Source organism: Streptomyces sp. NPDC045967 (assembly GCF_056430495.1).
Window position 1 is genome coordinate 45,082 of record NZ_JBWKLE010000023.1, and the last position, 12,823, is coordinate 57,904.

Annotated in this window: 6 protein-coding genes; 4 read left to right on the top strand and 2 right to left on the bottom strand. The window is 70.2% G+C overall.

Annotated features, from left to right (window positions below; all coding sequences use genetic code 11):
* Positions 1-371: 371 nt before the first annotated feature.
* Complete coding sequence (locus AC07FY_RS29735; RefSeq protein WP_479012426.1) at positions 372-2,582, top strand: hypothetical protein; 2,211 nt, start codon at positions 372-374, stop codon at positions 2,580-2,582.
* Between the two features lie 111 nt (positions 2,583-2,693).
* A complete protein-coding gene (locus AC07FY_RS29740) occupies positions 2,694-8,810 on the top strand; it encodes a DNA polymerase III subunit gamma/tau domain-containing protein (RefSeq protein WP_479012429.1) in 6,117 nt (2,038 codons plus the stop codon).
* 201 nt (positions 8,811-9,011) lie between these two features.
* Here AC07FY_RS29740 and AC07FY_RS29745 read toward each other — a convergent pair whose 3' ends face one another.
* Together AC07FY_RS29745 and AC07FY_RS29750 are read right to left on the bottom strand one after the other, a co-directional pair.
* A complete protein-coding gene (locus tag AC07FY_RS29745) occupies positions 9,012-9,176 on the bottom strand; it encodes a hypothetical protein (protein ID WP_479012432.1) in 165 nt (54 codons plus the stop codon).
* 384 nt (positions 9,177-9,560) lie between these two features.
* Positions 9,561-9,917 carry a Ku protein gene (locus AC07FY_RS29750; protein WP_479012435.1) on the bottom strand — a complete coding sequence of 119 codons (357 nt, stop codon included), beginning with the start codon at positions 9,915-9,917 and terminating at the stop codon, positions 9,561-9,563.
* Between the two features lie 491 nt (positions 9,918-10,408).
* On the opposite strand from AC07FY_RS29750, the gene AC07FY_RS29755 reads away from it, so the two are divergent.
* Positions 10,409-11,611 (top strand): cytochrome P450, encoded by a 1,203-nt coding sequence (locus AC07FY_RS29755; RefSeq protein ID WP_479012438.1) that lies wholly within the window; start codon positions 10,409-10,411, stop codon positions 11,609-11,611.
* A 2-nt stretch (positions 11,612-11,613) separates the two neighbouring features.
* Positions 11,614-12,816, top strand: a complete 1,203-nt coding sequence (locus AC07FY_RS29760) for an MFS transporter (protein ID WP_479012441.1) — start codon at positions 11,614-11,616, stop codon at positions 12,814-12,816.
* Positions 12,817-12,823 lie beyond the last annotated feature (7 nt).

The following is a 12,823-nucleotide window of genomic DNA, read 5'->3' on the forward strand; positions in this document are numbered from 1 at the left end:
GGGGCGGACGGTGCTGGGGCCGTTGTTGCCATCCGGGTTCCACGTCTCGGCCTGGGTCGGTCACGGGTTCGTCCGTTGCGGGTCCGTGGCGACAAGGCGTATTCGTCGCGCGCGAACCGTGCCCATCTGTGTCGACGCGGGCGGCCTCCGGGCACGGCCATGTCCAGGTATGTGCCCGTCAGCGTTCGCAAAGTGAGGAAAGTGCCACAGGAAAGCACGCCTCCGCGTAGGCTGCGGGAATTGCCGCAGGTGGTGCGCAGTGCGGTGGAGGTGCCATGGGTGGGGATCCGTACGTGTCGGCAACGGTCAGCGACAGCGGGCGGACGAGGGTGCTCGATCCGTATGGTGACGAGCCCCTGCTGACATCCTCCATGACGCAGGGCCGCGCTGCCGTACCGGACCGCGAGCTGCAGCCGCTGGTGCGATACCTCGAAGCGGTGGTCGCTGCCCGCCGCGCACCAGTGCACACCGCGGTCGCCTTCAATGCCGTGTACTTCGGGTACGACCTCAACGGCGACGGGTACGGTGGCAGTCCGCTGCGCCTCGACGACTTCCCCGTCATCACCCTCGGGGAGCGCGCTCCCGTTCTCCCGGTCGGTGCCATGGTGTGCGTGGCCACGGGATCGGACCCGCTCTATGCGGAGATCGTTTACCGCGAGGGCGCACACCCAGAGGTCGGGCCGCTCGGGGACGTCCCGGCCTGGGTTTCGGGGGCGCCCGCCGGCGCAGAGGGCCCGGGCAGGCCGACGAGCGGCCCCGATCTTCGCCGCCGGGAGCGCATTGTCCCGGATCTCGATGCCTTCGGCCCGGCCCTGCGCCTCTCACAAGCCCAGCTCCACCGCTTGCGCACCCGTCGGCGCCGACTGAGCGAGGACGGGCACGTCGTCGTCGACATCACCTACCCGTCCCCGGAAGCCGCCCGGCGGGATGACTTGACCGCCTACGCGGACTACCTCCTGACCACCGGGCGCGAGCAGTTGCTCAGCCCCTTCGTGCCCGTGTCCCTCGCCGAACTCGTGGGCGGCACGGGCGAGGACCTGCTGCGGGCAGGGCTGCTCGGACTGCTTGAAACGGTGCGGGCCGGTCTCCTGTCCAGCGCCTCGCTGCGCACATGGGGCCACTATGCCGTGACCCGGACCTCTCTGGCGGAGTGCTGGGGCGATACCGGCCCGCTGGGCGGCAACGATCTCAGGTCCCTCGCGGCCGCCGTGGAACACGCAGCCACGCCGGCGAAGCGGCGTCACGGCCTCACCGCGCCGGTCACCGTGTACACGGCGGTCGGACCGCGGCTGCGCCAGGTGCCCGGTGCTGCGGAGCTGCTGGAGGGAGTGGGGTACGCCTCGGCGGTGTGCCGGGCGAACCTGACGCTCGCCGATGTCATCCGGCGGGACAGCGAGCAGGGCCTGTTCGAGAACGGCTGCCTAGTCACGCTCGACGACGCCTTCGAGAGCGGGGGTGTCTGGAGGTCGCACCATCCCGGCGGTACCGAACCGCCGGGCGACCCTCTTACCCCGTCAGGGCGCGGTTGGGCGTCGACGGTCCCCTCTCCGCCGGAGCAGGTAGCGGAAGGAGGGACGGAGCCGGAAGCGGACGTCGATCCGGTCGATCAACCCCTCACCGACGCCGACCTCGGCCCCTGCGAACTCCTGCGGAACGACACCGAGGGGGTCGTGTGGCAGTCGCCCCTGCGGCTGGCCCACCTCATGGACGGCTGGTTTCCCTTGCACCCGCACGTCGTACGCGAACTCCGCCGGTCGCACGGCCCGCGCGTCAGGGCACGTCTCGAATTCGACCACGCCAGCCGGACGACGAACGCACACGAGGCGGGACAAGACGTCACCGCCAACCTCGGTGACGCATCGAGCCGGCTGGCGGGCATCGCCTGGCCCCGCGACTTCTTCCCCGGCCTGGTCCTCGAGCTGTGCTGGCCCCGCGGCGGATCGGTGATCCGCGCTGCCACGACGCGGCTTAAGGAGACGCTGGAGGTTGACGATCGTGTGATCGGGCACTGCTACGACCCCCGTGTCCTCACCAGAGAGGACACCCCGGGCAGCGACCGCCACGGCGACAGCGCGGTCGGTCTCGGCCCGCAGCAGCTGGTGATGCGCGCCGTGCGCCGCTGCGGGCTGCTGACCCTGGACGGCCATGCCCTGCTGGACCGCTTCGTGTTGCCGAGCGCAGCCTACGGGCGCCCGCCCGCACGGCCGCAGGCGCTCGCGCTCGAAGTGGCGGTCGCCGAACTCCTGGCGGAGCGCCGCCTGGAGTCCGCCCTCGGCAGCCGGGACGCCTGGGGCCAGCCGCATTACCCCGCTCGCGAGGGGCAGCCCGTCATCCCACTCATCGCCTACCGCCCGGTGCGGCGCCGGGTGATACGCCCTTGGGGCGACACGGAACCAGACGGCGCCGGGCAGCTGCCCCTTCAGGTCGTCGCCGGCCACCTTCGGCGCCTGCGGCCGGGCTGCTTTCCCAGCTCGGCGCAGCGGGCGGCCTTCCGCGACCACTGCCGCAGGCTCGGCAAGGCGGACGGCTGGGAACTGCCCTACGGCTACACCTTCGTCACCGAGCACATGCGCGGCCGCTGAGTCGCGCATCCATGCCCTCACCCCTCCCGCCACCCCCTCTCCTTCGGCTCGGAGCCCGCGTGAGCCGATCCCGCACCCGCACCACCAGCCGCAGAAACGGAGCAGGCGTACATGCACGACCGCTACCGCGTCATAACGGGGCCGCCGTTGTCCCCGCCCAACGTCTCAGCCGAGGCCCTGCAGGGATTGGCCTCCTCGCTCAACGCCCTGGAGGATCCGGTCGGCGCCGCCGTGAACGAGCTCACGGCCGAGATGGTGGAACTGGCCTTCAACTCCCTTCCGCCGACACACCGGCAGGGGCTGCTCGGCACGCTGGGCATCCGCATGGCGGCCCCCCGGCGCGCGGGCAGGGCGCTGTGCCAGGACGTTCTCTCCCGGCTGCGCCGCGACGCCCGGCAGCACAAGTGCCGCTGCGGCATCAGCGACCTCACGACCACTGTGATGAACCAGATCGGCGAGGCCGTCGTCGCACAGGACGGCAACGGCAAGACCGTCTCCGATCCCGTCTCACGATGGGGCGCGACGCTGATTCGGACCACGGTGTTCGCCTGGTGCAACGCCTCCGTCTTCCATGCGCACGTCCTCGCCTGGGCGGCCGACCACGACTGGTTCACGGAGATGGCCGACGCGGAGCAGGCGGTACGCCTGGCCGCCGTGACCGACGCGGCCCGGTCCGCCCGGGCGGCGTACCCGGACCTGGAGCACCTGTGGAAGGGCCTGGAGCGGTCGTCCGCAGGTGACTCCAAGAGTGCCATGTTGACCGTGCCGGAGCCCGGCGCCCCGCGCGATGTGGCCGCGGCCGCGGGCGACGAGGCCGGGGACGCCCAGGCTGGCGGCGCGGAGGGCCTAGACCCGGAGGCGGCCTGCCGAGAGGTGGAGGTGGCCCTCGCGGCGGCCCGGCAGGCCGCGGAGAACGCGACCGCTGCCGTGGCGGACGGCCGCCCTCCGCAGGAAGGGGACCTGGCCGCGCTGGGCACGGTCGGCGCCGCCTTCGACAGCGCCGGCGCGGTTTTCCGGGCAGCGGGGATCACCGAGGTCCCCCGTCGTCTGAATGACATGGCGCGGGCCGCACGCGAGCACCGGACGGCACTCGAGCGCGACCGCGAAGCGCGGAAGGCGCTGCGGGAGCTGCTCGGCGTCGCCGCCCTGCCGGACAGCGCCCCCGCCGCCCTCGCCGCCGAAACCGTGCGTGCCGAGACCCGCCGTCTGCTCGACGCAGCGGTGTGGGAACAGCCGCAGCGGCAGGAGGTCGCCGCCCTCGCCGACCTGGCACGGCTGCTCCGCCAAGGGCGGCAGGCGTACGAGGCGGCAGAGATCCTGGCCTTGCAAGACCGCGTGGTGCAGGTGCTGCCCGGCTGTGCCATGGCGGTGCTCGTCGCCGACCACCTTGTCCTGGCCCGGCCGGAGGTGGCCGCAGAGCCGCCGGAGACGAACGGACAGCCGACGGCGGAGACCGCCGAAGGCGCCGCCGGGGCGGCCGACGAGCCCCCCGCTGCCGACACGACGGCCGACCCTGCCAAGCCGGTCGCCGGGCAGACGGACGAGCGCCCGGCCGAGGCGGCGGCAGACCCCGCCTCCGAGGGGCGCTGGCCCCGCGCCGTCCACGCAACCGAAGCGCCCGTCACGAAGCCGGAGGCTGACCCCGCCGGCACCGACCACACGCCGACCGCGCCGACCGCCCACAAGCCGACGGAACCCGCCGCGGCCCCAGAGTCAAGGCTCGTGCCCGCCGCACCCGCGCCGCCCAACGGGGAGGCCCTGCCAGCCGAGCCGACCACGCAGGCCCCGGCCCCCGCCGCCAGCGAGGCGAACGCGGATGAGGCGGCCACGGAAAGCGTCCTGACCCACCTGATCGTGGAACGACGCTTCGGACTGGCCCACCATGTAGCGAATGCGGCCGGCCACCCCGAGCCGCAGGTCGTGGCGCTCCGCCTGGCCGGCGCCGCCGGGCTGCTGACACCCGGTGACAGCCAGGGCGCCCGGCTGACCGCCGACCTGCTCCAGCAGTACAGCGGGTACGCCGGCCGGGACACGGAAGGCAGCGAGCTCGTCCTCCTGCCCGCCCTACTGCGCACGGCGCTGATCACTGGGGACCATCTGGCAGGCGCCCAGCTGAAGGCCCTTGCACCCCGCCTGCCGGAAAGGCTTGCGGAGGCCGCGACCGCCGTTGCCGACCGCGCCCTCAGCGGGGCCCTCATGACAGCCTCGCCGCTGGTGGTCAGCGCCGACGTCTCTGGCGCGGAGGCCCGGTTGCGGGAGCTGCTGGAGCAGTGCCGTATCCACCTTTTGCCGCCGCGGCTCCGCTTCGCACGGGCGACGGAGATCGCCAAGCGGTGGCTGGCCGACGACGGGCTCCTCGGAAGCATGCTGAGGACGGTCGCCGCCGACGACCGCGACGAGGCGGCCGGGGTCCGCGAGCAGGCCGAGCGCCTGTCGAAGCTGCCCGACATCAACAACGAGATCGACCGCATGGACCGCAAACACCGCTCGCCCAGCGGCAAGCCCCTCCAGGGCTCCGGACGGCAGGACCTGGTGCACCTCGTGGAGCGGGTCGCCGCCCTGGCGAAGGAGTGGTGCCTGGTGGTCGACACCATCCGCCGAGGTGACCGCTCCGACGGCAACAGGGCGGTCAAGGAGATCTCCTCCCTGCGCCGATCCCTGCTGGACGTCCGGGAGGCGGCACTGGGCGAACTGCTGCAACTGGCCCAAAGCTCCGGTGCCGTCAACGGCGCGACCGCCTGGGCGGCCCACGCGTCGATGGAGGAGCTCTTCGACCTGCTGGCCGGCAAGGCAGCAGCCGCACCTGCCGAAAGCCCGGTGGACCCCGAACTCGCACTAGACGTGGAACTGCTCAAGGTGTGCGACCGCATCGACGAACGCCCGCCGCTCGCCTGGCTGCTCACAGCGGTCGAACGGAGCTGGCAGGACGCCTTCGCCGAGCGGCTCGCCCACGACGCGTTCGCCACGGCGCGGACGCTCGTCGCGCTAGCGGGACGGCGACTACTGCCCGGGCCGCAGCCCGGTGCGCTACCCCTGCCCACGGTGGCAGACATCGACGCCCGGGCGGCATCCCGGCGCGCGGAGCTGCGTGAGAAGCACCGGGAGCTCGTCGCCGAGCTGCACCGCGCCCAAGCCGACGGCGCCGTCACCGACGACCAGGACCTGAGCCTCCAAGAGCTCCTCGCCGACGCCGTCCGGCGGCTCGACGACTCCGACACGTACGACCTCGTGGACGTACGGCGCGCCCTCGACACCGTACGGGAGGCACTGCCCGACTTCCGGAAGGAGGCAGCCGATCGAATCCGCGCCCGCCTCGACGCCCTCGACCCCAGCGAGGAACTGCGCGCACAGGTCCTCAGGCACCTGGAAACCGGGGGCCTGGCCACGGCAGCGGACCTCGTCTACTTCCTGGAGATCGGCGAGGAAGTCCCCGAGATCGACGCCGGCGAGTCCCACCTGACCGACTTCTTCCCGGCCGTGCCCGACGGCCTGCCCAAGGGCATCGACCGGGCCCTCGTCGACCTCGTCCGGTCCGGCGGTACTCACCCGGACCTCCCCGTCCTCGACTACAGCGCCCTCTCCACCGACGAGGCGGCCCTGGCGGCGGATGCCCTTGAAGAGTGGCGAGCACTGGGCGCCACAGAGCCCAAGGACCGGCTGGAGGTGTCCGCCCGGAGGCAGCTGCTCCCGGCCCTGAAACTCCTCGGCTACGACGCCAAGAGCGCCAAGCCGCTGGACGAGAGGTCTCACCGCCGGCGTGAGTACCGTCTGTTCGAAGCGACGGAGGTGGAGATCAACGGCAGGGCGAAGGCGCCCGCGTTCGGCTCGCAGATCCGCGAACAGGGGGGCACCCTCCGCGTGCTGCTGGTCTGGGGCCGCCCGCCCGCCAAGGTCGTCATGAGCCTGGCGGAAAGCGACACGAGCGGTACGAGCCTCCTCGTCGCCTACTTCGGCACGCTGAGCCGCGGGGCCCGCGTCGAACTCGCCGCCGGCTCTAGCCGGCTGCAGCCGATGCTGGTCGTGGACGACGCCGTCCTGGCCTACCTCGCGGCGCGCGGCAACCGCCAGGTCAGCACCGCCACGCAGACCCTGCTGCCGTTCTCCGGCGTCAACCCCTACATCAGGGAGAAGCGCGGCCGAATCGGCGGCGAGATGTTCTACGGCCGCGACGCCGAACGCAATAGCGTCCTCGACCCGCTTGGCACACAGGTCATCTTCGGCGGCCGCGGGCTCGGCAAGTCCGCCCTCCTCAGCGATGCGGGAGAGCGCTTCGAGGGGCAGCGGCCCGGCTACCAGCTGGCGGTGTACGTGAACCTCGACCAAGAGAACATCGGCAAAGGCAGCTCCCTGGGGCTCGAGGCGCTGTGGAGCGTCCTCGACCGGGAGCTCAGGAAAGCCGAGGTCCTGGTCGGGCAGCAGGGACGCAAGTCCGTCAAGGACATCTCCGAACGGGTGCGCGCCGGCATCGGCGCCTGGCTCGACGCGGACTCCCGCCGCCGTCTGCTGATCCTGCTCGACGAGTGCGACCAGTTCTTCGAAGCCGACGCCCCCCGCTTCGACCAGACCAAGAAGCTCAAGGGCCTCGGAACCGACACCAAGGACCGCGCCAAGGTCGTCTTCGCCGGCCTGCACTCCGTGCAGCGCTTCACGAAGCTCGCCAGCAACGGGCCGTTCAGCCATCTCGCCCAGACCCCGAAGGTGGTCGGCCCGCTCGCGCCCCAGTCCGCCGCCGAACTGCTAGTCGACCCGATGCGGGCGCTCGGCTTCGAGTTCCAGGACATGGACCTCGTCAACCGAGTGCTCGGCTACTGCTCCTACCAGCCGTTCCTGCTCCAGATGTTCGGCCACCGGCTGGTCGAGGTCATGCATCGCAAGCGGATGCGACGCGGAGCCGAAGGACCCCCGTACGCGGTGGGGATCGGTGACATCGAGGTCGTGGAGTCAGACACCGGGTTGCGGGACAGCATCTCGGCCGCTTTCAAGGACACCCTGAGCCTCGACCACCGCTACGACGTGATCGCCAACGTCCTGGCCTACCACGCCCGCCACCGAGGCCTGGAAGTACGGCTGAGCGACGCCGAGCTGCGCGAGGAGTGCGAGACGTTCTGGCCCAAGGGCTTCGAGCAGCTCGACACCGAGGGCTTCCGCGCCTACCTCTCCGAAATGGTGGGCCTCGGCGTCCTCGCGCCCAACCACGACGGCCAGGGCTGGCACCTGCGCGGCCCGAACGCACTGCGCATGATCGGCACCTCCCACGAGGTGGACGCCCGTCTGCTCAGGGCCGAGCAGGACTGCGAGCTCCAGGAGAGCATCGTCCAGGAGGGCCGCCCCGAGCTGCCCGACGGCCGACCGGCCCCGCTCACCATCACCCAGCTCGACGACCTCCTGGGGGAGCGGTCGAACCAGACGAGAGTCGTGCTCGGCACCGCCGCGACCGGAGTCGGGGACGTCGGCGACACCCTCCGTGCAATCGCGGGACGCATCGCAGACTGGACCCTGCCGGCCGTCGGCAAGCCCAGTGTTTACAAGCAGGAGCTGACGGGCGGGCGCCCCCGAGAGCGGCGGGTCGTCATCAGTGACTTCGCCCGCTACCCGGACGCCCGCCCCGAAGCCCCCCGGCAGGCCGTCGACCAGGCCGAGACGATGCTGCCCACCACACCCGGCGTGACGCGCGCCGTGGTAGTCGTGACCGACCCCAACCAGCTCGGACTGTGGCGTCCCCTCCTGACGGGCACCGAACCCACCTCGGCCGCTCCCGTGGTGTTGCGCCGGCACGACCGCCGTACCCTGCGCGGCTGGGCACAGCGCGTCGAGAAGTTCCACACGGAGGACCGCCTGGACCGACTCCACGAGCTCACCGGAGGCTGGCCGGTCCTGGTCGACAGGGCGCACCGTCTCCACGGCGAACTCAGCGACCCAGACGCGGCCCTGCACAGCCTGGCCGGCTTGCGCCTGGACCGGGCTGCCGCCCGGTCCTTCGCCGAGGCGACCGGGGTGTTCGCGGACCCTTTGCTCGCGACCGGCTACCGGGCTCTCGCCGCGGAGTTCAAGGAGACCCCGTTCGACTTGGAGAGCGCGGTGACCGCCGTAGCGTTCCGGATCGAGGACGAGGACGAGGCCCGTTGGGTGGTCACCTGCCTCGATGCCTTCCAGGTCCTTGACCGGGAGGAGAACCACCTGCTGCGCCTGGAACCGCTGCTCCGGGAGTGCGTGGCGATGCTCGACTGACGCCGGTGCACGACCCTGCCCCCACCGGCCGCTCGGTGGGGGCGCGGTTCGGCCTCGGGACTGGTGGGCTCGCATGTTGAGGTGCCGCACCGATCACGCTCGGATCGTCGTCGGAGCGGACGGCCTCCACTCCTCCCTCGCCAGGGCGACGGGAGCCGCTGGCTACGGGGAGAAGCCGAAGATCGACGCCTACTACTACGCCTACGGGCCGTTCCAGAGCTTGCCGCCCTCGGTTCCGGCCTCGGCGCAGACCCTGCGGGTGCGGGCCGGCGGGCGCCGAGAGGGTCCGGCCCCGGTACCCCACACCCGGCGGCCGGTGGCGCGCAGGCCGAACTGGTCGGCGGCGTGCTGCTGGGCGGCCAGCATCCGGTCGACGGTGGCAGGGGCGGGGCGTCGAACATGGCGGTCCTACCTATTGGGTCGCCGATGCCTCCAGCATCGACTACGCCCTCGCCCGCCGCCCCTGATGCCGAAGGCCTGCTCGTCGTCGCTGAGAAGCGCGTGCAGGGCCTGCTGGGACTCGCCGGTGCTGCGGCGGCGGTCTTCGGTGAGGGCCAGGGCGGCCTGAGGCATCGTGGTCGCTGTTCCGCGCCAAACCGGCCCCCGGCGGCGAGCGCTACGTGAAGTGGGTCAGCAGGTCTCGTACGGATGGTGATGCTTCTGGCCGGTCCTCGGCGAAAGGGGGCGGGGGCGTCTTCCATCGCGCGGCCGGGCGTTCACGGGCCCGGCGCAGACGAAATCCCTGGCGCGTCAGCAGGTCAAGGCGCCACGGCGACGGGTGCCCCCATCGGGTGAGGTCTTGTCGAAGAAGATCGGATCCACCTCCGCCAGTTCCACGAACCCGGTGATCTCCCGAGAGCGGGAACGGCTCGGGGCGATCTCGTCCAGCTCCTTTGGCTCGACCAGGACGTACTCGTCGCCGGTGTCGTAGCCCTTCACGATGTCGTCGAGCTCTACCTCGTCCCCCGTCCGTTCGTTCACGCGCCGGTTGTGGATCCGGTCACAGGTGCCGCGCTGAAGCTGATGGAAGTGGATCGTGTGGCTTCGGTGGCCGTGTACAGGCCCACCGGCAAGCTGACCAGCCCGAACGACAGATTCCCGGCCCATAGCCGCGGTTCACCGCCGGCGAGGCGGCTGTTATGCGCCGGGCCCCAGCCGAGAGCGCGCAGCAGTCCGAGGCCGTGGCCCTGCATGCACGATCCGCGCAGCCGCGGTCCACGGTGTTGGTCAAGCGGTCCGAGGCCGAAGTCGGGATGCCGAAGGCTGTCCATAGGCGAGCTTGGCGGGGAGCTGGCCTGGCCTCCGCTCCGCAGCCAAGCTCTCCGGTGCTTCGGCGGCGTCAGCTCGCCACCGTTCCGTTCTCCGCCCGCTGGAGCGGGGCTCTGCACGTGCAGACCGGCGGGATCTGTTCGAAAGGTGGCGGAAAACTAACCGTGAACCCCAACCCAAAACTTATCTGTTGACACGGCAGAAACTATTGGATTCACTGATCCAGCCAAGTTGATCAACGCCAGCTAGGGGGTGACGAGATGCGCCACGCCTACTGAGTTATGACGGTGCGCCGCCGCGGCAACTTGCCGCGGCGGCCCCCTTAAGCAATGGCATTCAGCACCTCTGAGGAGAGTCTCATTCAGCAGCGAGAATTAGACTCCGTTGAATTTGATCCGAACTCGACGAGCTTCGTCCAAGACCCATATGCTACGTATCGCCGCCTGCGTGAGGCCACTGTGCCCTTGTGGCACCCGCAGCTCGGGGCGTGGATTGTGGCCACTTATCCAGAGTGTCGCCGGGGACTCAAGGACGCGCTGACGTTTGGCTCGGACTTCCGCCGCGTCGGCATACCCACTGATGACGCGATCGTTAGCGTCCAAACCCTCGACCCTCCCGACCAGACTGCAGTGCGGCGACCACTGCAGCGCGCCTTCCGGATCCGGCACGCCGAAGCACTCCACAGGCACACCGCCGCGAAGGCGGCCGAGCTGCTGCGGATCGCGAAAGAACGGGATGCGGTCGATTTCGTACAGGACATCGCGATACCGCTGACCACCGCTTCCGCCGTCAGCCTGGTCGGAATTGGACAATCCACGCGTGACCGACTGGATGAAGCTTCGGAATTGATTGTCCGAAGCATGATGTCTGGCCTTGATGCTTCCACTGAGGCACCCGGATTGGACGCAAGATCGCGGTTGACTGAACTCCTGCATGAGGAGTTTACGGACGGCGGCTTCGATGAAGCGTTCCGTTCCGCGATTCAGGAAATGCGCGCAGCAGGTGTGCCCGAACACGTTATTTTCAATTCCTTTCGCGTATTGGTCCTCGCGACGGTCAATTCAACGCAGCGCTTCCTGGGCAACGCCCTGCTGGCGTTGCTGGAGCTGCCGGCGGGACCTGCGGCACTGCGCGAGGCACCCGCGTTCGGCACCGCCTTCCACGAGCTCGTCCGTTGGAACGGGCCGTTCCAGGCGCAGACAAAGGTCGCACTCACCGACGTCGACCTGCGGGGCCAAGAGATCCGCAAGGGTGACGAGGTCGTCCTGCTGCTGGGTTCGGCGAACCACGATGAAGAGATCTTCGCTGACCCCAGCCGCATCGACTTGGGACGCACGCCCAACCCACACCTCGGATTCGGAGTCGGTGCGCACTCATGCTTCGGGGCACCGTACGCCGAGGTGATCGCCCGCTCTGTACTGGTGCCGCTCGCCGAGTCGTTCCCGCGGACGGTGCTCGCCGGCGAGCCAACATGGGAGCACAATCCGACGCTGCGCGGGCTGCGCAGCCTTCCTGTGAGGTTGGGCGGCTGACCATGGAGACCAACGTGCACGTGTACCGGCGAATGCTGGGCAGTCGCCGGTCCGTCTTGTACTTGTTAGCCTCGCTGGGCGCCCGACTGCCCCAGGGAATGATTGGCCTGAGCCTGCTGCTGGTCGTGGCCGACCAGTTCGGCATCGCGCGCGCTGGTGTCGCAGTAGCCACCTACTCGCTCGCCTTCGGCGCGACCGCCCCAGTACGCGGCCGAATGGTCGACACCAGAGGAGCGAGAGCAGTCGTCCGCTGGACGCTCGCTGCCTACTCTGCGGTGATCCTTGCGCTGATCCTGGGAATCGAGCTGCAAGCCGGGTTCTGGTTCGCGCTTGTCCTGGCTGGCCTGATCGGCATCACCGCGCCGCCCCTCGGGCCGACGGTCCGCGCGATGTGGGCAAGCATCAAGGACAAGGACGAGCGCTCGGCGGGGATGGCGGTGGACGCAACATTCGTCGACCTGTCGTTCATCGTCGGGCCGTTGCTTGCGACAGCACTGGTGGCGTGGTCAGTAGTGGCCGGGATGGCCGGAGTGCTGCTACTCACCATGCTGGGCAGCTTCTGCCTGCTCTCGCTGCCGCAGAATGCACCCCAGCCAAGCGGCAAGCAGCAGCGCGACCTGCTGGGTGCGTTGCGCAGCAAGGGTTTCTGGCAGCTGCTGGTCGTCGTGGTCTTCGCAAATGCAGCGCTGTCAGCGGTGATGATCGGTCTACCTGCGTTTGCGGACGTACACCAAGTCCATTGGCTGACAGGCGTGTTCGTCGCACTGGTGTCACTCGGCAGTATCTTCGGCGGCCTTTACTGGGGTCAGCGGACGAAGAGGTCGAGCAGCCTGCGGCAGCTGCCGAAACTGCTGCTTGCATTCGCCGCCGGGCTCGCGATCGTCCCGCTGGCGGCGACCAACGTCGCGCTCGTCGCAATCGCAGCACCGATCGCCGGGCTCGCGCTCGCACCGACGCTCGCAGCAGTCGCCATGACCGCAGCCGACCTGACGCCGGACCGCTACGCCACTGAGGCACAGTCGTGGGTTGTGTCATTCAACCAGGTCGGCGCGGCGATCGGTGCCGTCGTGGTGACGTCTGCAGCAGCACAGGTGAGCGGCCGCGCTGCCCTGGTGGCGCCTGCCGCATTCGCGGTGATCGGTGCCGTCGTTGCCGCGCTGGTCGGCATGTCTGTGTCCCGGCGGGCAGTGCGGGCGGAGACGTGAGTTATCA